This is a genomic window from Trabulsiella odontotermitis (genome assembly GCF_030053895.1).
Taxonomy (GTDB): Bacteria; Pseudomonadota; Gammaproteobacteria; order Enterobacterales; family Enterobacteriaceae; genus Trabulsiella; species Trabulsiella odontotermitis_C.
The window spans coordinates 1,267,053-1,288,023 of record NZ_CP125781.1; the positions used below are offsets into that span (position 1 = coordinate 1,267,053).

General features: G+C 55.9%; 14 protein-coding genes. 7 read left to right on the plus strand and 7 right to left on the minus strand.

Going from position 1 to position 20,971, the window contains the following annotated elements; all coding sequences use genetic code 11:
• Positions 1-63 precede the first annotated feature (63 nt).
• Positions 64-9,519 (minus strand): BapA/Bap/LapF family large adhesin, encoded by a 9,456-nt coding sequence (locus QMG90_RS06145; RefSeq protein WP_283283015.1) that lies wholly within the window; start codon positions 9,517-9,519, stop codon positions 64-66.
• A gap of 655 nt (positions 9,520-10,174) precedes the next feature.
• Positions 10,175-10,657 carry an SsrA-binding protein SmpB gene (gene smpB / locus QMG90_RS06150; RefSeq protein WP_038157326.1) on the minus strand — a complete coding sequence of 161 codons (483 nt, stop codon included), beginning with the start codon at positions 10,655-10,657 and terminating at the stop codon, positions 10,175-10,177.
• A gap of 152 nt (positions 10,658-10,809) precedes the next feature.
• Between smpB and QMG90_RS06155 the strand changes: the two genes are divergently transcribed.
• Positions 10,810-11,247: a type II toxin-antitoxin system RatA family toxin gene (locus QMG90_RS06155; protein WP_200906033.1), complete on the plus strand. Its 438-nt coding sequence runs from the start codon at positions 10,810-10,812 to the stop codon at positions 11,245-11,247.
• Positions 11,237-11,527 (plus strand): RnfH family protein, encoded by a 291-nt coding sequence (locus tag QMG90_RS06160; RefSeq protein ID WP_054177791.1) that lies wholly within the window; start codon positions 11,237-11,239, stop codon positions 11,525-11,527. Before QMG90_RS06155 ends, QMG90_RS06160 begins: the two co-directional genes overlap by 11 nt.
• Before the next feature lie 60 nt (positions 11,528-11,587).
• On the opposite strand, the gene bamE is transcribed toward QMG90_RS06160, so the two are convergent.
• The 3 genes from bamE to nadK all read right to left on the minus strand — a co-directional run bounded on the left by bamE (position 11,588) and on the right by nadK (position 14,703).
• On the minus strand, positions 11,588-11,929 hold the full coding sequence (gene bamE, locus QMG90_RS06165) for an outer membrane protein assembly factor BamE (RefSeq protein ID WP_054177792.1): 342 nt from the start codon (positions 11,927-11,929) through the stop codon (positions 11,588-11,590).
• Between the two features lie 148 nt (positions 11,930-12,077).
• On the minus strand, positions 12,078-13,739 hold the full coding sequence (gene recN / locus QMG90_RS06170) for a DNA repair protein RecN (protein ID WP_283283016.1): 1,662 nt from the start codon (positions 13,737-13,739) through the stop codon (positions 12,078-12,080).
• 85 nt (positions 13,740-13,824) lie between these two features.
• On the minus strand, positions 13,825-14,703 hold the full coding sequence (nadK, locus tag QMG90_RS06175) for an NAD(+) kinase (protein ID WP_038157349.1): 879 nt from the start codon (positions 14,701-14,703) through the stop codon (positions 13,825-13,827).
• Between the two features lie 121 nt (positions 14,704-14,824).
• On the opposite strand from nadK, the gene grpE reads away from it, so the two are divergent.
• Positions 14,825-15,418 (plus strand): nucleotide exchange factor GrpE, encoded by a 594-nt coding sequence (grpE, locus tag QMG90_RS06180; protein WP_283283017.1) that lies wholly within the window; start codon positions 14,825-14,827, stop codon positions 15,416-15,418.
• A 52-nt stretch (positions 15,419-15,470) separates the two neighbouring features.
• Here the strand turns inward: grpE and QMG90_RS06185 are convergent, their stop codons facing one another.
• Together QMG90_RS06185 and QMG90_RS06190 are read right to left on the minus strand one after the other, a co-directional pair.
• The gene (locus tag QMG90_RS06185; RefSeq protein WP_283283018.1) at positions 15,471-16,757 is read right to left on the minus strand and encodes an HlyC/CorC family transporter; all 1,287 of its coding nucleotides are present in this window, start codon (positions 16,755-16,757) and stop codon (positions 15,471-15,473) included.
• Between the two features lie 19 nt (positions 16,758-16,776).
• Complete coding sequence (locus QMG90_RS06190) at positions 16,777-17,568, minus strand: cytochrome C assembly family protein (protein ID WP_283283899.1); 792 nt, start codon at positions 17,566-17,568, stop codon at positions 16,777-16,779.
• A 166-nt stretch (positions 17,569-17,734) separates the two neighbouring features.
• Between QMG90_RS06190 and ffh the strand changes: the two genes are divergently transcribed.
• The 4 genes from ffh to trmD all read left to right on the plus strand — a co-directional run bounded on the left by ffh (position 17,735) and on the right by trmD (position 20,959).
• Positions 17,735-19,096, plus strand: coding sequence for a signal recognition particle protein (ffh, locus tag QMG90_RS06195; RefSeq protein ID WP_038157311.1), 1,362 nt, complete (start codon positions 17,735-17,737; stop codon positions 19,094-19,096).
• A gap of 249 nt (positions 19,097-19,345) precedes the next feature.
• The gene (gene rpsP, locus QMG90_RS06200) at positions 19,346-19,594 is read left to right on the plus strand and encodes a 30S ribosomal protein S16 (protein ID WP_038157309.1); all 249 of its coding nucleotides are present in this window, start codon (positions 19,346-19,348) and stop codon (positions 19,592-19,594) included.
• Positions 19,595-19,612: 18 nt separating this feature from the next.
• Positions 19,613-20,161 carry a ribosome maturation factor RimM gene (gene rimM, locus QMG90_RS06205; protein WP_283283900.1) on the plus strand — a complete coding sequence of 183 codons (549 nt, stop codon included), beginning with the start codon at positions 19,613-19,615 and terminating at the stop codon, positions 20,159-20,161.
• Between the two features lie 30 nt (positions 20,162-20,191).
• The gene (gene trmD / locus QMG90_RS06210) at positions 20,192-20,959 is read left to right on the plus strand and encodes a tRNA (guanosine(37)-N1)-methyltransferase TrmD (RefSeq protein WP_283283019.1); all 768 of its coding nucleotides are present in this window, start codon (positions 20,192-20,194) and stop codon (positions 20,957-20,959) included.
• Positions 20,960-20,971 lie beyond the last annotated feature (12 nt).

Here is a 20,971-nt window from a genome sequence, read left to right on the forward strand (position 1 = left end):
AAGCTGATTACGTTGTTTTCAGCGCCCCGGACGTACGTGCGTCCGGGGCTGCCGTCGGTCTTATCAGGTCACAATGTGGTTCTGTTGAATCAGCTCATCGAGCGTGGTGTGAACGTTTTCCAGTGTCACGAGGTTAGTCGCGTGGTACGTCGAGCCGGTACCGTCGCGGTCAATGGAAATCACCGTGTTGTTGCCGCTGGCGGAGACCGTCAGGTAGTTGCCGAGCGAGGAATTCTGCCCGTTCCAGCCCACCAGCAGGTCGCCAATATCTATCTTGTCGCCCTGCGTCAGCGAGAAGTTGCTCCAGCTGTCGGTGGTGCCGTTGCCGCCGGTGGCGTCATTGCTGCTGAGCAGGTGATAAATCAGCGTGTCGCCGTAGACGCTGCCAACGACCCTGTCGGCCTGGGCGGTGCTGACTGTCTGCGGGTTCATGTCGATGGTCAGCGTGGCGCTGTCGGTGTGACCATTTTGATCGTTGAGCGTGTAGGTGAACGTCTCCTTCTGGGTGATGGTCGAAATGGCAACGCCGTTGTTGAGTGTATAGGTGTAATGACCGTCAACGCCGACAGTCAGCCTGCCGTAGAGGCCGTTAATGGTGGCTTCTGCGTTGCTGCTGGTCAGTGGATTCAGCGTGGCGGTGCTGCCGCCAGCGCCGTTGACCGTCAGCAGGGTATGTACGCTGGCGAGCTGATCGGCCGCTCCCGTCGAACCGCTGCCATCGAAGATATTGCCGGTGACGGTATTGGTACCAGCGCTCTCGAAGTTATCGAGATCGATAGTCGTGCCTCTGACGCTCGGGGTGATGGTGATGCTGCCAATGGACAATGCGCCGACGTTGCCGGTATAGGTCAGTGTATAGCTGCCGGAGTGCAGCTCCAGACCCGGCACGGTGACATCAATTGCACCGCCCAGCAGCGAACCGCCGCTGAAGTTGCCGCTGGCGACGATGGTGCTGCCGTCTTTGATCGTCCAGTTTACTGTCAATCCGCCCAGTGCCAGTGCCGAGGCAATCTGGAAATGCAGGATCACATCTTTCACCGCCGAGCCAGCGGTAATATCAATGGTGCCGTTACCGGTGGCGGTAGTGGGATTAAGCAGCGATGACGTCCAGGTTACGGTGCCAACGCTGCTGTCGGTAAACGGCTGCGAAGTGTCCTGTAGCGTGGTGACCGCCATAACGCTACTGGTGTCGTTGACCGCATCCACACCGTGCGGCGTCGGGGTGATATTCAGCGTCGCGGTACTGGTATCGCCATTAGCTCCGGTGATCTTGTAGACAAAGCTGTCCGGCGTTTTGATGCTGTCGGCGCCGACGCCGCTTTTCAGTGTGTATGTGTAGTTGCCTGCGGCATCGATCGTCAGCGTGCCGTACAACCCGTCGAGCGTCGTGGAACCGGTAGCAGAGACAAGATGCCCGTTCACTTCGGTGACTGTCGCGCCACCACTGTGGGCGTCGTTGGTCAGCACGTTCCCCGACGTCGTCGCACTGACGCTGTCGACGTTGTAGGTGTGATCCGCGATCACATCCAGCGTGTAGCCCGTCAGCACCGAAATACCGCTGGCGGTGTTGAGCAGGAACAGATACTGACCGCCCGGCAACGTCAGGGTTAACGGATCTGACTGGCCGCCGAGCAGCGGGGCATTTAGCCAGTTATCCACCACGCGATACTGTTCATATTGCTGTGTGGCATCATTGAAACGGTAGATATAAAGGTCGAACGACGACGCCAGCGCCACGCCACCGACGCTGGATTGCAGCGTCATGGTACGGGTGGATCCCTCTTCAACGTCGAAGATAATCGGGTTGCTGAGATCGTCCAGCACGTTAGCATTCAGTACGTTGCCCAGGTTGACGCCGACGACGGTAAAGCCGCCCTGCGACGAAGCGCCATTATTCACTGCCGACACGTCGGTATCAAATACCAGTGACGTGCTGTCATCTGCCGCGGTCACGCTACTGGCCGTCGCGCCCGCGCCGAGGGTTACGACAAGATTCGCCGATGCGTTGCTGCCGTTCTGGCTGATGGTATAGGTAAAACTTTCTGTTCTGCCCAACACCGTCGCCGACGTATCGGTCAGGGTGTAGGTGTAGCTGCCATCCTGATTGATATGCAGCGTGCCGTAATTCCCCTGCACATCAATACCGCCTGACGGCACGGTGATGGTCGTGCCGCTGGCGTCGGTAATGGACGTCACCACCGTGCCGGTCGGGGCGTTATCCTGTCCGCTGTTCGGATCGATATCGCTGATCACGTTGCCGGTTTCGCTGGTGCCGCCAGTGATCGTCCCGGCACTGGTCTGGTCCACGGTGACGTCGAGGCTGGTGTAAGAGCCGGTAGCCAGCAGATCAGTGTTGTAGCTCAGTACGCGATAGCTACCGCCAGGCAAGCCTTCCAGATTCAGCGTGACGCCGGAGGCGCCAAGCGTCAGCAGGTTGAGGAAGCGTGGATCGGTGGAGTCGGCGTAGGTGGTCCACATTTGCAGGTTGGTGTCGTACACCTGCACCAGGATCTCCATAGAACTTAACAATGACAGCACCACGCCAGTACCGGCGGCATTGATGATGACGTTACCGCTGCCGCCATCGGCGATAGTGAATTCCACCTGAGCGGTGTCATTCCCCAGCACCGAGGCCACGTTGCCCAGCGCGCCGACCAGCAGGACGCCGTAATCATCGTAGTGCTGCGTGGTGACTTCGGCGTCGGTGACCAGCGGCAGGTTGACAACGTTGTCGTTTGCCGCCAGCGGCAGGTCGGGCGCGGTAGCCGTATACGGTGGCGAGACGTTGCCCGCGCCATCGGTCGCCGTGACGGTGAGGCTTTCCCCGTCAATCTGGCGGGTCGGCAACGTGGCTGTCCAGTTGCCACTGCCGTCGGCAGTGGCGGTGAGGGTGGCGCCGCCAGGCAGGGTTACCGTCACGGTACTGTTGGCTTCGGCGGTACCGCTGATTGCACTGCCATCAGTGCTGACCGTCGCCGTTGGCGCGTCCGGGAGGACGGTATCCACGTTGATGCCAAACGCCTGTGAGGGCGCACTGGTGCCGTTCACGTTGGCCGCGGTGGCGGTAAAGCTGTGCACGCCGTTATCCAGCGCGGTTGACGGCGTAAAGCTCCAGTTGCCTTGCGCATCGGCGGTGGTGCTGCCGAGCAATGCTCCGTTGTCATACAGCGTGACGACGACGCCTGCCTGGGCGGTACCGTGGAGTTCAGGCAGGGTATCGTTAGTGCTCTGACCTTTTGCCACGCTGCCTGCCACCGGAGCGACATCATCCAGCACGCTGGAGATAACCGGCATAGCCGGGATCCCGGTGGACGGTGCAGTAAAGCTGGTGGACGTGCCGGTGTTGCCTGCCCGGTCAGTGGCGGTGGCCGACAGCGTTTCGCTGTTGGTCTGCGCCGGGATAAGCGTTGCCGTAAAGGCACCCGTTCCGTCAGCAGTGGCGGTGCCCAGCACGGTGCCATCAGCCGCCGTGATCGTCACCGTACTGCCTGCTTCCGCCGTCCCGGTCACCTGCGTGCCGGTATCGTTCACCGCGAGCACAACCGGCGCGGCAGGCCCGGTGGTATCAATGGCGATAGTGGTAATCGCGGAAGGCGCGCTGGTATTCCCTGCGATGTCGGTGGCCGAGACAGTGAACGCGTGGTTGCCTTCACCGAGGGCGGTGCCTGGCGTGAAGGTCCAGTTGCCGTTAGCATCCGCCTGCACCTGACCCATCTGCGTGCCGCCATCGAAAATCGTGACGGTGGCGTTGGCTTCCGCCGTGCCATTCAGCGTCGGGGTGGTATCGTTAGTCGGTTGTGTGCCGGTGACTGGCCCGGTGACACTGCCTGTGTTATCAACAATGCTGCTGATAACCGGTGCCGCTGGCGCGATGGTATCGACCCGGACTGTCCAGTCGGCTGACGTTCCACTGGTGTTGCCTGCGGCATCGGTGGCGGTCAGGGTGAAATCATGCGAACCGTTGGTCAGCGCTGTCGGCGGGCGGAACGTCCAGTTACCGTCACTGCCGACAGTGGTGGAGCCGAGCACCACGCCATCACTGTAAAGCGTAATGACCGATCCAACATCTCCAGTGCCGTTCAGCACCGGACGGGTATCGTTGGTCGTGCCGCCGTCGGCTATTGCGCCAGTGTGGGGCGTGGTGTTGTCCGTCACGCCGGTAATCACTGGCACTGCTGGTGGGGTGATATCGACCACGACGGTAAAGGCGCTGGATGGCGCGCTGGTATTCCCCGCCGTATCGGTGGCGGTGACGGTAAAGCTGTGGTTGCCGCTCGCCAGCGGGGTGAGCGGGGTGAAAGTCCAGCTACCGTCCGGTTGTACGGTGACAGAACCCAGTACTGTGCTGCCGTCCAGAATGGTTAGTGTGGCGCCTGCTTCACCCCGACCACTTAAAGCCGGTTGTGTGTCGTTGGTCACCTGGCCGCTGGTCAACGGGCCGGTGACGCCAGGGCGATCGTCCACTACCGAAGTAATGGTCGGTGCTACGGGTGCAGTGGTATCCACCACCAGTGTAAAGGTGGGCGAAGTGGCGCTGGTGTTGCCCGCCGGATCAGTCACTTTGATGGTGATCGGATGGCTGCCATCAGCAAACGTAGTGCCGCTGTAGCTCCAGTTGCCGTTGTTGTCTGCGGTGGCCGTGCCGATCAGCGTGCCGTTGTCGTAAATCTGTACCGTGGCGTTGGCATCAGTGGTGCCGCTGAGCGTCGGGACGGTATCCCGTGTCGGATCGCCGGTGGTCAGCGCTACGGGTGTAGTGCCGGTATCATCCGTGACGGTGGGGAGCGCAGGCGTGGCAGGCACTGCGGTATCGACGTTAAAGTTAAAACCGGTCGATGGAGCGCCGACATTGCCCGCGCTGTCGGTCGCAACCAGCGTGATGTTGTGCGGCCCGTCACCGAGCGGCGTAGTCGGCGTGAAGACCCAGTTACCGCCAGGACCAACCGTAATGGAGCCAATGGCCGTGCCATTATCATTAATCGTCAGTACCGATCCCGGTTCAGCGGTTCCCGACAGAGTCGGACGCGTATCGTTAGTGGTGCCACCACTGGCGATCGCCCCGGTAACTGGCAATTGATCATCAATGATCGCGTTAAGTACTGGCACGCCCGGTACCGCAGTATCTACCGTAATCGTAAAGTCCGGCGATGAGCCGCTGTTGGTCTGGCTGACGGCGAAACGATGTGGACCGTCGTCAAGCGGTGCCGTGAGCTGATATTGCCAGTCGCCATTGCTGTCGGCGGTGACGGAATCCAGTCTGGCGCCATCCAGCCAGATGGTGACGATGGCACCAGGCAGCGCTTCTCCGCTAAGGGTCGGCAGCGTATCGTTGGTGCTGTCGCCATTACCAAGCGGGCCGGAATTCGGGTTGACATCATCGGTGACCACGTCCAGCGTTGGCGGCTGAACGGCACCGGGGGTGTTAGTAGCGTTAAAGCCAGTGGACGGCCCCTCATTCCCCGCTTTATCCTGCGCGACTGCGTTCAGCGCCTCACCGTTAAGTTGTGCCGGGTTAATCGTCACTCTGAACTCACCGTTAGTATCCGTCAAACCTCTGCCGAGCTCGGTTCCGGTACTATCGGTAATGATAACTGTGCTGCCGATTTCTGCGGTTCCGCTGATCAGCGTGCCGTTAGCATCGACATTCACAACGGTCGGCGGCGGTGGCGGCAGCGTGTCCACCGTTAGTGTGATGGAGTTTGTCGGCGGCAGCGTATTACCCGCGTTGTCTTCCGCGCCAAAGCTGAAGGTATGTTCTCCCTCGCTCAGTACCGGGCTCCATGTCCAACTGCCGTCCTGGTTGACCGTGACGCTGTCGAAAGGGGTGGTGGTGTCTGTATCATAGATCAACACCGTGCTGCCCGGCTTGCCAGTACCGTTGAAGGTGAGCGTATTGTCGTTGGTTGACGCTCCGTCAGCCAGGGAACCTGTCTGCGGATCCAGATTATCAATGACATCAGTCAGTACCGGCGCGGTGAGCGGTACGGTGTTCACGGTTAACGTAAAGTCGCCAGAGACGGGGCTGTTGTTCCCGGCGGGATCACGCGCCACGGCGGTCAGCGTCCAGGTACCATCCTGTAGTGGGGTGGTGGTGGTAATCGACCACTCGCCGTTGGTCACGGTCGCTTCGCCAATCACCGTGGTGCCGTTGTACAGTGTCACGATGCTGCCATCTACACCGGTACCGTTTATCGTCGGGGTGCCATCATCGGTGGTGCCGCCGCTGGTAATCGTCGCGGGTGTACCAACGTTGTCGTCAGCGTCACTGATGACGGGTGCTGCAGGCGGCGTGGTATCGATGGTAAAGGTGATAGGGTCTGATGCCACGCTAGTGTTGCCTGCCGGATCGGCTTCTTTCACCGTCAGTGTATAACTGGCCTCTGGCAGTGCCGGGGAAGGGGTAAAACTCCAGTTGCCGTTGCTGTCGACCTGGGTTGAACCGATGGGCGTGTTGCCGTTGTAGATCGTGATCAGATTTCCGGCATCGCCGGTGCCGCTGATCGTGGGTGTCGTGTCATTGGTGGCGCCATTATTGCCCACAATACCAGTACCGGGAGCGGCATTGTCAGTGATCGTCGGAACCGCCGGTTTGTCTGGTGCGGTCAAATCGACCACGACGGTATAGCTGCCGGAAAGCTCTCCGGTGTTACCTGCCGGGTCGGTCGCCGTTGCCGTCAGCACGTTATTGCCTTCCGGCAAATCGGTAGCGGGCTGGAAGGTCCATTGCCCGTTACTGCCGACAGTGGTGCTGCCAATCTCGTTGCCGTTGTTATAAATCGTTATGACAGAGTCCACTTCCCCCTCGCCTGAGAGCGTGGGGCGCTGGTCGTTCGTGGCGCCGCCGCTGTCCAGTGCCATGCCATTGCCACCCACCACAATGGTGACTGAGTCGATGAGTGGCGCGTCCGGTGCGGTGCCGTCAACCGTTAAGGTGAAGCTCGCTTCGCCGCTTTCGTTGCCTGCCGGATCGGTAGCGGTGGCGGTCAGGGTATGCGAGCCGTCACCCAGCGGCGTTTCCGGGGTGAAAGTCCATGCTCCATCATCATCAACTATGGCGGTGCCGAGGGAATCGCCATTGTCGTAAACAGTGATGGTCGAGCCAGCGACACCGGTGCCACTCAGTTGCGGTTGCGTTTCATCCGTCAGTTGCGCGTCAGTCAGCGTAGTACCTGCGTCGTCTTTGACTGTATCAATGGCAGGCGTTGCTGGTGCGCCGGTATCGATAGTCACTGTAAACCCGGACGACGGCGCGGTGGTGTTGCCGTTGCTGTCGCTGGCGGTTACGGTGAACGAATGTTCGCCATCGTCCAGCGGTGTGGTGACCTGATAGCTCCAGGTACCTGAAGTGCCGACGGTGATGCTGGTGAGCAGTGTGTCGCCATCATAAAGCTTCACCACCGATCCCGGCTCGCCGGAGCCGCTGATCATCGGTGTGTTGTCATTGGTCAGGCCGTTATTCGCGACGGTACCGAGAACCCCCGGCATATCGTCAGTCACCCGGGTGATCGTAGGTATTTGTGGTGGCGTGGTGTCGATGACCACCACAAAGGCGCCTGATGGCGGGCTGGCGTTGCCGCTGACATCGGTCGCGATGACTGTCAGCGAATGCGACCCCTGACTCAGTCCAGAAGAGGGTGTAAAGCTCCAGTTGCCCTGCGTGTCTGCCGTAGTCTGCCCCACCAGCACGCTGTTGTCGTAAACCTTGATGATGGCATTGGCTTCTGTGGTTCCCGCCAGCGTGGGTGTCGTGTCATTGGTGGTCTGCCCGTTCTGCAGCGGACCGACCGTATCCGGCACGTTGTCGGTAACGGTGAAACCCGCAGGCGCATCAGGCGCAAAGGTATCGACAATCAGTGTGAACGCGTCCGTGGGATCACTTTCGCCGAGCGGGTTGATTGCCGTAACGGTAATTTCATGGTTCCCTTCTGCCAGCGGCGGTTGCGGCGTGAAGCTCCAGTCCCCCTCGCTGTCAGCCACCACTGAGCCGATGGCGTTACCGTTATCGTAGATCTGAACCGTCACGCCGGGCTGCGACGTGCCGCTGAAGGTGGGGGTGTTGTCATCGGTGGGCTGATTATCCGTCAGTGCGCCGGTGACATTACCTGCGTTGTCCACAACGGCGTTCATTGTCGGCGCAACAGGTGCGGTGGTGTAAACGTAGAACGTATCGCCTTGCGTTACCGGGCTGGTATTGCCTGCTTTATCCGTCTGCGAGACGCCAAACTGATGCGTGCCGTCGACCATCGGTGTGCCGGGCGTGAAACTCCAGTTCCCCTGGTTGTCGACGGTGACGCTGCCGATGGGCTGACCGTTATCATAAATCGTGATGATATTGCCCGCTTCGGCGGTGCCGGAAAGTGTCGGGGTGCTGTCGTCCGTGATCGCATCAGCCGCAATGGCGCCTGCATCGGGACCTGCGTCGTCCATGAGTGCGGTCATGGCAGGCGCATCCGGGACGTCGGTATCAACGTTCAGCGTAAAACTGCCGGAAGGCTGGCTTTCCCCTTTCACGTTGGTTGCAATAACTGTGAAGGCATGGTTGCCATCGCTCAACGGTGCTGATGGCGTAAAATTCCAGCTGCCGTCAGCGTCCGCTCTGACGGAACCAATCTCCGTGCCGTTATCGTAAATGTGAACGACGGAAAGTGCGGTTGCGGTGCCGTACAGTGCCGGGCGAGCATCGTTTGTGAACTGGTTTTGTGTTAACTCACCGGTTTGTGCGGGAACGTCGTCCTGCGCGCCGTCGATGACCGGCGTTTGCGGGAATGGAATGTTTGGCGCGTTGATATTGGCGGACGGACCATCATTGCCGGCATCGTCAGTCGCCGTGGCCGTCAGTTGCTCACCGCTCACATGGGGTTTACTCAGCTCAATGGCGAAATTGCCATTGCTGTCTGCTCTGCCGCTGCCTAATACCGTGCCCTCAGCATTTTTAATAATCACCATACTGCCCGGTTCTGCGTTGCCGGTTACCGTCGTTCCTTCGCTGGAGATGTTCATGTTCGTCGGTGCGCCGGGCGGTGTGGTGTCGTTGCTGTCACCTGAACCCGCGCCGTCACCGCCGTTATCGGAACCATTGTCCTCTGAACTACCACCGCTACCGCCGGTGGAGGCTGCGGCGGCAATCCCACCCGCGACAGCGATCCCGCCCAGCGCCCAGGGCCAGAGCGCGCCACCGGCTTCACTCCCTGATTCCGTCACCAGCAGAGCATTGATATCGTCAATGTGTTCAAACTGGAGTGCAGTGTCGGGATCCTCTACCCACCAGAGCGCGCCCTGGCTGTCTTCCAGCACCAGCTGGCTACCACCCAGCTCTGACGACGCGTAAAAATTCCTGATGGTGATCGTCTCACCAGAGTGCAGGGTGATAATCATGTCCTGGTTCGAGCGGGCAATACTGGCGATATCCGAACGTTCAAGCTGGAGTTTAACGATCGAAGACGAATTCAGGGTAATGACAGAAGATTCAACTTGCTGAGAGACACCGGTCACTTTAGAGATAATGGATACTGGACGCATCGTTATCACACTCCAATCTGATGAACGCTGGGTTCTTTCGGTAAGCAAATAGCAATAAGAGAGCGACCGCCCTGGACAGGGTGGTTTTTGCATTTTTGCTGAAACTTTTATGTGATGAATAACTAACGTTATATGAGTGTCAGAGGCATAGATTTTTCTTTTAATATTGATGGTTAAAAATGATATAGCCAGAAAATATGAAAAGCGCAAATGAAGCTGAAATTAAATAAAGTGTATGATGAGTTAAGCTACAGTGAAATAAGCGATAAATGTGCGCTATCACTAACACGGAATATTCCTGATGGTTATACATGTTGTGATTAACATATTGAATATTAAGGTTTTATCTTGTAGATGAGAGTGGTGTTGACTAATTGCTATACTAAACTATTTCAGTATATCCCTGTATTTTGCGTGTGTTTAGGGGTGTGATTGTGATTAAAATAAATAAGCGGTAGGGCAAAATAAAGCAGGGAAGATGGCAGGTAGTTGGTAAGTAATATATCGTATATTTAATGGCATCAGATTATGCAATTCCGCAGACGGAAAATGGCAAGGGTAAAACGGCTTTAAAGAGAGGATGTTATTAATTAATTTTACTTAGGGAGTCTCGGCTATTCCTTAAATAGAAATAGCCGGAAAATAAATGTGTGTTTTAGCGGCCAGCATTTTTCATGATACGCGCTTTATCCACCTGCCATTCACGTTCTTTCACATCTGAACGTTTATCATGCTGTTTTTTACCCTTAGCCACGCCAATTTTGACTTTGCACCAGGCATTTTTCCAGTACAGCGACAGCGCTACAACGGTATAGCCTTCACGATTAACGCGGCCATAGAGTGTATCCAGTTCGCGCTGATTCAGCAGTAGCTTACGGGTGCGGGTGGGATCACAGACGTAGTGGCTGGAGGCCACCGCCAGCGGTGTAAAGTTAGCGCCAAACAGGTAAGCCTCACCTTCTTTCAGGAGCACATAGCTGTCGCCAATGTTGGCTTTCCCCGCGCGAAGGGACTTCACTTCCCAGCCCTGCAGTGCGAGGCCTGCTTCGAATTCATCTTCGATAAAGTATTCGTGACGGGCGCGTTTATTCAGCGCAATGGTGGCTGATCCAGGTTTGTGGGTTTTTTTCTTGGTCATAATGTCCTGAAGTCATCGCTATTCTGATACAGATTTACCCCGATCTTTCCTGCGAGGTGTGATGCGCTATCTTAGCACGAGTTAAGGCTGAACGTGTCTTTAACAGAGGATAAATGCTACAATTTGGCCGGTGTTTGATCATGGAAATTGCTATGCCTCAGATTAGCCGGACTGCGCTGGTGCCTTACAGCGCGGAACAAATGTATCAGCTTGTGAATGATGTGAAATCCTATCCTGCGTTCTTACCGGGTTGCACCGGCAGTCGCGTACTGGAGTCTGGCCCGACGCAGATGACAGCGGCGGTGGACGTTTCTAAGGCCGGGATCAGCAAAACATTCACCACCCGCAATACGCTGACCAACAATCAAAGCATTTTGATGCATCTCGTCGATGGCCCGTTTAAATCATTGATGGGGGGCTGGAAGTTTACGCCGTTAAGTCAGGAAGCCTGCAAGATTGAGTTTCATCTCGATTTTGAATTCACCAATAAGCTCATTGAGCTGGCGTTTGGCCGTATCTTCAAAGAGCTGGCCGCCAACATGGTGCAGGCATTCACGGTCCGTGCAAAAGAGGTTTACAGTGCCGGGTAAGATTACGGTAGAAGTCGCCTATGCGCTGCCGGAAAAGCAATATTTGCAGCGCGTGACAGTGGATGAAGGGGCGACAGTAGAGCAGGCGATTATCGCCAGCGGGCTTCTTGAGTTGCGTACGGATATCGATCTCAGTAAAAACAAGACCGGTATTTTTAGTCGACCGGTTAAGCTGCATGACGAAGTGCATGATGGCGACCGTGTGGAAATTTATCGCCCGTTGATTGCCGACCCAAAAGAGTTACGTCGCCAGCGGGCAGAGAAATCCGCCGGGCAGTAATCCCGGGGTTATCGGCCATAAAAAAAGCGCTCAGTGAGCGCTTTTTGCATTTCTGAATACTTACTGACTGGTCAGGGCAGGTTTGTTATCGATGTTCGTTAACACACCAGCACTGCTGAAGGTCAGGGTCAGGGTTTGCTGAGTCGGGTTTTCATGACCTGGTTGCTGACGGAACACGTAGAACCAGGTATTAGAGCCAAACGGATCAGACATCATCGGTGTACCCAGAGCATAAGCAACCTGCTGTTGCGTCATACCGACACGAATTTTTGATACGTCGTTAGGTGCCAGATAGTTACCCTGGTTGATGTCAGGACGGTAAACCACTCGCTCCAGAGTGGAACAGCCTGCGGTCATCATCAGAAGAACCGCTGCGGCAGCAGTCAGCATTTTACAGCGCATAGTGATTTGATTCCTTTTCGGGCCCGAGCAGCGCGCGGCTCATATGTAATATGCCGATGATAATAGACCTTTAGTCAGTTTAAAACCTCTGCCGGCAGGTCTAACGGCGTTTTTATTGTGAACTCAGACTCTGAGAAGCAAAAAAAGTTTACGCTGCCAGCAACTCTTTCGCATTTGCGAGGGTGTTGCGGGTGACTTCGCTGCCGCCGAGCAGACGCGCCAGCTCCTGCAAACGCGCGCGTTTATCGAGCGGCAACATGTGTGTTTCTGTCATTTCGCCGTCGGTTTCTTTGCTGACGTAGAAATGATGATGACCGCAACCTGCTACCTGCGGCAGATGGGTGACACACATCACCTGAGTGGATTCGCCCAACTGGCGCAGCAGTTTTCCGACAACGGCGGCAGTCGGGCCGCTGATACCCACGTCGACTTCATCGAAAATCAGCGCCGGGGTTTCCATTTTACGCGCGGTGATCACCTGAATCGCCAGTGCAATGCGCGACAGTTCGCCGCCAGAGGCTACTTTCGCAATTGGCTGTAACGGCTGCCCGGGGTTGGTGGTCACGCGGAATTCAATGCGATCGGCGCCTTCTGCCGTGAGGTGTTTTGCATCAAACTCGACATCAATGGTGAACAGGCCGTGCGGCATTGACAGCGAGTGCATGCTTTCGGTGATCAGCTGCGCCAGCTCCTGCGCACTGTTATGGCGCAGCGTATGCAACTGTTTCGCGGCGTCCAGCGCTTGCTGATGATGCTGGGCCACGGCGTGGCTCAGGGTTTCCTGAGAGTCTGCCTGATCGTCAAGCTGCTGCTGTTCATCCAGCAGAGACTGGTGAAACGCGGGCAGTTCTTCCGGGCTGATATTGTGTTTGCGCGCCAGCGAGATCTGACGAGAAATGCGCTGCTCAAGTTCGAACAGACGGTTCGGGTCGAGATCCAGTCGGTCACAGTAGTGGCGTAGTTCGTCACTGGCTTCGCTGAGCTGGATGGAGGCCTCTTCCAGCATATCCAGCAGGCCGGAGAGTTTGCCGTCCATACCGACCAGCTCGCTGACCAGCTGTTTTGCCGCGTAGAGCTGGCTGTTAAGGTTCACCTCTTCGCCATCGGCAAGGATCGCCAGCGCGTGCTGGCTGGTGGTTAGCAACTGGCCGCTATTCGCCAGGCGCTTGTACTCTTCGTCGATCTGTTCGAACTCGCCCGGCTGCGGGTGAAATTCATTGAGCTCTTTCAACTGGTATTGCAGCAGTTCCGCGCGGGCGAGGCGCTCCTGGCTCTGCTGCTGATGCTGTGCCAGATCACGGCAGCTCTGGTGCCACTGATGGTAGCGGTCGCTCATTTGCTGCGTAAGCGTGGCCTCACCGGCATAGCCGTCAAGCAACGCTTTCTGATGCTCCGGTTTGACGAGTAACTGGTGCGCATGCTGACCGTGAATTTGAATCAGTAACTGACCCAGCTCCCGCAACTGCGACAGGGGAACGGCAGTGCCGTTAATGAAACCACGCGAACGCCCGTCAGCGCTAATGACGCGGCGAAGTAAACACTCACGTCCGTCGTCGAGCTGATTCTCTTCGAGCCAGCGCAAGGCGGCAGGGGTATCTTTCAAGGAGAAGCGCGCGCAAAGGTCGGCACGACTGGCGCCAGCGCGGACCATATCCGCTTCGGCGCGCCCACCCAGGCATAACCCCAGGGCATCAATAGCAATGGATTTACCTGCACCGGTCTCGCCGGTGATTGCCGTCATACCGCTTTGAAAATCGATTTCAAGCTCACGCACGATGGCGAAATTACTGATGGTCAGTTGTGCCAGCATTGTTGTTTTCCTGTATGAAAAACCATAACTGTGTTTTCATACAGTATAAACGGGTTTTTTATACAGTAAAGCCCCTTGTTCAAAATCAGAACAATTTTTTTGACCAGCCCAGTTTGGTGCTTAATGTATTGAAATAGCTGTAATCTTTAGGGTGGATCAGATTGAGGTGATAATCGCAACGGCGGATCAGCACATCTTCACCTTCCTGAATCGGCAGGGCGATCTGGCTGTCGCAGCTGATTTCAAGATCGCTGCGGCGATGGGAAAAGCGCAGGCGGATGGTACTGCTGCTGTTGATGACCAGTGGCCGTGCTGACAGCGTATGCGGGAACATCGGCACCAGCGTAATGGCATCTAGCTGTGGCGTCAGGATGGGGCCGCCCGCCGAAAGCGAGTAGGCCGTGGAGCCGGTGGGCGTTGAGATGATCAGGCCGTCAGAGCGCTGCGAGAACGCAAAGGTCTCATCAATATACACCTCGAACTCGATCATATGCGCCACTTTGCCGGGGTGGAGCACCACTTCATTGATAGCTGTGCTGATGCGTTTCTGGCAGTCCTGCTGGCATACCTGCGCTTCCAGCAAAAAACGTTTTTCGCTGATGTAATGGCCTTCAAGTACATCGGCGAGTTGCTGATGCGCGTTGTCCGGGTCGAGATCAGTCAGAAAACCGAGATTGCCGCGGTTAATACCAATCACTTTGATGTCGTAACGCGCGAGCGTACGGGCCGCGCCCAGCATATTGCCGTCGCCGCCGACCACCACTGCCAGATCAGCCTGCTGACCGATTTCCGCCAGCGTACCGGTGCGGACATCTTTCAGTTGCAGCTCACGCGCGATCTGTTGCTCAATGATGACGTCATACCCTTTAGTACTGAGCCAGCGGTACAGCATTTCATGTGTCGTCAACGCGGTAGGGTGACGCGGATGTCCTACAATCCCAATACACTTGAAATGATTGTTCATTTTCTCGAGTCCTTGTACCAAATGTATGATGACAATATGTCCGCTTCCCTTGAATCCCGGAAACTGATCCCCATAATAAGCGATGTTAGCGAGACGAATACGAAAAAACGCGGAGAAATTCATGAGTAGTAAAGAACAGAAAACGCCTGACGGGCAAGCCCCGGAAGAAATTATCAAGGAACAGCATGATGAGGTTGAGGCCGTAGAGCCTGATGCGTCTGCTGAGCAGGTGGATCCGCGCGATGAACAAATTGCGAATCTGGAAGCTCAGCTTGCTGAAGCGCAGAATCGTGAACGTGACGCGCTGCTGCGTGCCAAAGCAGAGATGGAAAACCTGCGTCGTCGTACCGAACTGGACGTTGAAAAAGCGCATAAGTTTGCGCTGGAAAAATTCGTCAACGAGCTGCTGCCGGTCATCGACAGCCTCGATCGCGCGCTGGAAGTGGCCGACAGGGCTAATCCGGACATGTCCGCGATGGTGGAAGGTATTGAGCTGACGCTGAAATCGATGCTGGATGTGGTACGCAAATTTGGCGTTGAGGTCATCGCGGAAACGAACGTACCGCTGGATCCAAACGTGCATCAGGCGATTGCGATGGTGGAATCTGACGATGTTACCCCGGGCAACGTGCTTGGCGTAATGCAGAAAGGTTACACCCTTAATGGTCGCACGATCCGCGCTGCGATGGTGACCGTCGCGAAGGCGAAAGGCTAATTCGCCGCCGTAGTGCCGGGGAGGCGGCTTCGCCTTACCCGGCCTACCACATTTATTCCGCCACGCTCTCCCGAATCGATTTCACCGGCACCACTTTCACCTGCTTAATCATGTTGTCCTGTACGTCGAGAATATCGATGTCGTACTGATGAATGCGCACGCGGGTACCGACTGCCGGGATTTCTTCCAGCGCTTCCAGAATCATGCCGTTAATGGTACGGGCTTCGTCTTCCGGCATATGCCAGTTGAATGCTTTGTTGAGTTCGCGTACGTTGGCGCTGCCGTCGATAATCACCGAGCCGTCGTTCTGCGGTGTCACTTCCTCCGCCAGCGATGGCGACATTGAGGTGGTGAAATCACCGACAATCTCTTCCAGGATGTCTTCCACGGTGACCAGCCCCTGAATATCGCCATATTCATCAACGACCAGTCCCACTTTCTTTTTATTACGCTGAAATTTCACCAGTTGTGTGCTGAGCGGAGTGCCTTCCGGCACGTAGTAGATTTCATCCGCCGCACGCAGCATCACCTCTTTGGTGAACTCCTTTTTCTCGGTCATCAGCCGGTAGGCTTCACGCACGCGCAACATGCTGATGGCGTCGTCCAGCGAATCACGGTAGAGCACAATGCGCCCGTGCGGGGAATGAGTGAGCTGGCGGACGATGGATTTCCAGTCGTCGTTGATGTCGATGCCGACAATCTCATTGCGCGGCACCATGATGTCGTTGACGCTGACTTTTTCCAGATCCAGCACCGACAGCAGCATGTCCTGATTACGGCGGGAAATTTGCGAGCGTGATTCGTTAACAATGGTTCGCAGCTCGTCTTTACTGAGCGCGCCGCTAATGACCGTATCGGCTTTGATCCCCATAAGACGCATCAGCATGCGGGTGATGGTGTTCAGTAGCCAGACCAGCGGCATCATTAATATCTGCAACGGCGCTAACAGAAAACTGCTCGGGAAGGCGACTTTCTCCGGGTACAGCGCGGCGATGGTTTTCGGCAGTACTTCGGCAAACACCAGCACCACAAAGGTTAATACCCCGGTGGCGATCGCGACGCCCGCATCGCCATACAGCCGCATCCCGACGATGGTGCCGAGCGCCGAGGCCAGAATGTTAACCAGGTTATTGCCAATCAGAACCAGACTGATGAGGCGATCAGGTTTGCGCAGCAGTTTTTCTACGCGCTTCGCCGGGCGGTTGCCTTGCTTGGCCAGATGACGCAGCCGGTAGCGGTTCAGCGTCATCATGCCGGTTTCGGAACCGGAGAAATAGGCGGAAATGACCACCATGATGATCAGCGTGATGATCAGCGCAGTGGTTGAGATATGTTCCAAGACGGAATTCCTTTATCGCTTAACCCGCGAATTGTTGGATAAGACGGCTGCCAAAATAGGCCAGCGTCAGCAATCCGGCGCCCGCTACGTTAAACCAGACGACGCGACGACCGCGCCAGCCTTCATGATAGTGGCCCCACAACAATACGATATAGACAAACCATGCGATGATGGAAAGGACAGCTTTATCGAGATTTTCGATGCTGAAGAGATTCTGCATATAAAACAGGCCGGTGCAGAGTGTGAGCGTGAGCAACACGACGCCGACCTGGGTGATGTGAAACATTTTTCGCTCAATGCTCATCAGCGGCGGCATGTCGTTACTGAATGCCAGCTTTTTGTTTTTCAGCTGATAGTCGATCCAGGCGAGTTGCAGGGCATACAGCGCGGCGATGATGAGCGTCGCATAGGCGAACAGCGACAGGCCGATGTGGATCATCATGCCCGGTGTGGCTTCAAGATGCGTGATGAACTCATTGGGCATGAACGTGGCTAACGCCAGGTTGATCAGCGCAAAGGCGTAGACAATCGGCAACAGCAACCAGCCGCGATTGCGCGAGGCGACGATGGTCATCACGGTGCAGATCAGCAAACTTACCAGCGAGCCGACGTTCAGGATGCTCAGGTTCTGCCCACTTTCGCCACCAGGGAAAATGCGCGCCTGCAACGCAAAAGCGTGGCTGATAAGCGCGACAACGGCGGAAAGAATCGCCATGCGCCGCCAGCCGCTGTTTTTTTGCAGCAAACCGGGAATGATCAACGCGAGGCTGACAGAGTAAGCGACCAGAGCTAACAGGGCAAAAACAGGCATATAGGTGTCAACGGTTTGCTGGATAAGAAAGAGAATCAGTATACCGTCAGGAATCGTCTGCTCCAACCGTTGCATCACATCTCAGGTTGTGTCGTGTTATACTGCGGCAAATTTCTGGCTTTTTGTCGCATCAGCGACTGAACGTTTCCACCTCAGGCGAGAGACAATGTTTGATAATTTAACCGATCGTTTGTCGCGTACGCTGCGTAATATCAGCGGTCGCGGACGCCTTACTGAAGACAATATCAAAGAGACCCTGCGTGAAGTGCGCATGGCGCTGCTGGAAGCTGACGTTGCGCTGCCGGTCGTGCGTGACTTTATCAATCGCGTGAAAGAAAAAGCGGTAGGTCACGAGGTCAACAAAAGCCTGACGCCAGGACAGGAGTTCGTCAAAATCGTTCGTGACGAACTGGTTGCGGCGATGGGTGAGGAAAACCAGAGCCTGAACCTCGCAGCACAGCCACCGGCAGTGGTGCTGATGGCCGGCCTGCAGGGGGCCGGTAAAACAACCAGCGTCGCAAAACTGGGTAAGTTCCTCCACGAGAAGCATAAAAAGAAAGTGCTGGTGGTTTCAGCGGACGTTTATCGCCCGGCGGCGATCAAACAGCTGGAAACCCTGGCGCAGCAGGTTAGTGTCGATTTCTTCCCCTCTGACGTGGGGCAAAAACCGGTTGATATCGTTAACGCGGCGCTGAAAGAGGCGAAGCTGAAATTCTACGACGTGCTGCTGGTGGATACCGCCGGTCGTCTGCACGTTGATGAAGCGATGATGGATGAAATCAAGCAGGTTCATGCATCGATCAACCCGGTAGAAACGCTGTTCGTGGTCGATGCCATGACCGGTCAGGATGCCGCAAATACGGCGAAGGCGTTCAACGAAGCGCTGCCGCTGACCGGCGTCGTGTTGACTAAAGTCGACGGCGACGCCCGTGGCGGTGCGGCGCTGTCTATTCGACACATCACCGGTAAGCCGATTAAATTCCTCGGTGTTGGCGAGAAAAACGAAGCGCTGGAGCCGTTCCACCCGGATCGTATCGCCTCCCGTATTCTCGGCATGGGCGACGTGCTGTCGCTGATCGAAGATATCGAGAGCAAAGTCGACCGCGCGCAGGCGGAGAAGCTGGCGAGCAAGCTGAAAAAAGGCGACGGCTTTGATCTGACCGATTTCCTTGAGCAACTTCGTCAGATGAAAAATATGGGCGGCATGGCGAGCCTGATGGGCAAACTGCCTGGCATGGGGCAGATCCCCGACAACGTAAAAGCACAGATGGATGACAAAGTGCTGGTACGGATGGAGGCGATTATTAACTCCATGACGCTGAAAGAGCGCGCCAAACCAGAAATCATCAAAGGATCCCGTAAGCGCCGTATTGCTGCCGGTTGCGGTATGCAGGTGCAGGACGTTAACCGCCTTCTGAAACAGTTCGACGACATGCAGCGCATGATGAAGAAAATGAAGAAGGGCGGGATGGCGAAGATGATGCGGAATATGAAAGGGATGATGCCTCCGGGATTCCCGGGGCGTTAACAGGCCTGGCTTATTTGCCATTTTGGTACCGGGGTGTGCTCGAAATGCTCACGTACTACGTGTACGCTCCGCTTTCTGCGCGCACGCCGGCGCCAAACTGGCTGCAACGCCGACGGCCCTTGAGATCACGGTTTATTAACTGCTGATTGCAATTTTCCCAAAAATCAGTAAAATTTTCGGGCTTTTAATATGACACCGGGCTCCGTTCCTCGATGGGGCCCGGTTGTTTTATTCACACAAGAGGATGTTATGGTAACTATTCGTTTAGCTCGTCACGGCGCTAAAAAGCGTCCGTTCTACCAGGTTGTTGTCACCGACAGCCGTAATGCACGCAACGGCCGCTTCATTGAGCGCGTTGGTTTCTTCAACCCGATCGCCGCTGGCGCGGAAGAAGGAACTCGTCTGGATCTGGATCGTATCGCTCACTGGGTTGGCCAGGGCGCGACTGTTTCCGATCGCGTTGCAACGCTTATCAAAGCAGCAAACAAAGCAGCTTAATCTGTCACGGTGGTCATGATGAGCAAGCAACTCACCGCACAAGCACCCGTCGAACCGATCGTATTGGGGAAAATGGGGTCTTCATACGGTATTCGTGGTTGGCTCAGAGTGTTTTCCTCCACTGAAGACGCCGAAAGCATTTTTGACTATCAGCCCTGGTTTATCCAGAAGGCGGGTCAGTGGCAAGAAGTCGAGCTGGAAAGCTGGCGTCACCACAATCAGGATATCGTCATTAAGCTGAAAGGCATTGACGATCGCGATGCCGCGAATCTGCTGACCAATTGTGAAATTGTCGTAGATTCCTCGCAGTTGCCGCCGCTGGAAGAGGGTGACTACTACTGGAAAGACCTGATGGGCTGCCAGGTAGTGACCACAGAAGGCTACGACCTCGGTAAAGTCATCGATATGATGGAAACCGGGTCGAATGACGTTCTCGTCATTAAGGCAAACCTGAAAGATGCGTTTGGTATCAAGGAGCGGTTGGTTCCGTTCCTCGATGGGCAGGTTATCAAGAAAGTCGATCTCACTACTCAAACGATTGAAGTAGATTGGGATCCTGGTTTTTAAACCTCCGGATTACCGGTAAAAGACGGCGCTATGTGGATTGGCATAATCAGCCTGTTTCCTGAAATGTTCCGCGCGATTACCGACTACGGGGTAACTGGCCGGGCAGTAAAAAATGGCCTGCTGAGCATCCAGAGCTGGAGTCCTCGTGACTTCACGCACGACCGGCACCGTACCGTGGACGATCGTCCTTACGGCGGCGGACCGGGGATGTTAATGATGGTGCAACCCTTACGGGATGCCATTCATGCAGCAAAAGCCGCGGCAGGTGAAGGCGCTAAGGTGATCTATCTGTCACCTCAGGGACGCAAGCTTGATCAAGCAGGCGTCAGCGAACTGGCCACGAATCATAAACTGATTCTGGTGTGTGGTCGCTACGAAGGAATAGACGAGCGCGTAATTCAAACCGAGATTGACGAAGAATGGTCTATCGGCGATTACGTTCTCAGCGGTGGTGAGTTGCCAGCAATGACGCTGATTGACTCGGTTTCCCGGTTCATTCCGGGGGTACTGGGGCATGAAGCTTCAGCAACGGAAGATTCCTTTGCTGATGGATTACTGGACTGCCCACACTATACTCGTCCTGAAGTGTTAGAAGGCATGGAGGTCCCGGCAGTGTTACTGTCAGGCAACCACGCCGAGATTCGTCGCTGGCGTTTGAAGCAGTCGCTGGGCCGTACCTGGCTTAGAAGACCTGAACTTCTGGAAAACCTGGCTCTGACTGAAGAGCAAGCAAAGTTGCTGGCGGAGTTCAAAACGGAACACGCGCAACAGCAACATAAACATGATGGGTTGGCATAACGCCCCCAAATA

Excerpts from the sequence above, each read along its gene's own strand:
- rpsP (WP_038157309.1), top strand. The coding sequence starts at position 19,346 with ATGGTAACTATTCGTTTAGCTCGTCACGGCGCTAAAAAGCGTCCGTTC.
- QMG90_RS06190 (WP_283283899.1), bottom strand. The coding sequence starts at position 17,568 with ATGCCTGTTTTTGCCCTGTTAGCTCTGGTCGCTTACTCTGTCAGCCTC.
- grpE (WP_283283017.1), top strand. The coding sequence starts at position 14,825 with ATGAGTAGTAAAGAACAGAAAACGCCTGACGGGCAAGCCCCGGAAGAA.
- ffh (WP_038157311.1), top strand. The coding sequence starts at position 17,735 with ATGTTTGATAATTTAACCGATCGTTTGTCGCGTACGCTGCGTAATATC.
- QMG90_RS06145 (WP_283283015.1), bottom strand. The coding sequence starts at position 9,519 with ATGCGTCCAGTATCCATTATCTCTAAAGTGACCGGTGTCTCTCAGCAA.
- nadK (WP_038157349.1), bottom strand. The coding sequence starts at position 14,703 with ATGAACAATCATTTCAAGTGTATTGGGATTGTAGGACATCCGCGTCAC.
- QMG90_RS06155 (WP_200906033.1), top strand. The coding sequence starts at position 10,810 with ATGCCTCAGATTAGCCGGACTGCGCTGGTGCCTTACAGCGCGGAACAA.
- smpB (WP_038157326.1), bottom strand. The coding sequence starts at position 10,657 with ATGACCAAGAAAAAAACCCACAAACCTGGATCAGCCACCATTGCGCTG.
- bamE (WP_054177792.1), bottom strand. The coding sequence starts at position 11,929 with ATGCGCTGTAAAATGCTGACTGCTGCCGCAGCGGTTCTTCTGATGATG.
- trmD (WP_283283019.1), top strand. The coding sequence starts at position 20,192 with ATGTGGATTGGCATAATCAGCCTGTTTCCTGAAATGTTCCGCGCGATT.
- rimM (WP_283283900.1), top strand. The coding sequence starts at position 19,613 with ATGAGCAAGCAACTCACCGCACAAGCACCCGTCGAACCGATCGTATTG.
- recN (WP_283283016.1), bottom strand. The coding sequence starts at position 13,739 with ATGCTGGCACAACTGACCATCAGTAATTTCGCCATCGTGCGTGAGCTT.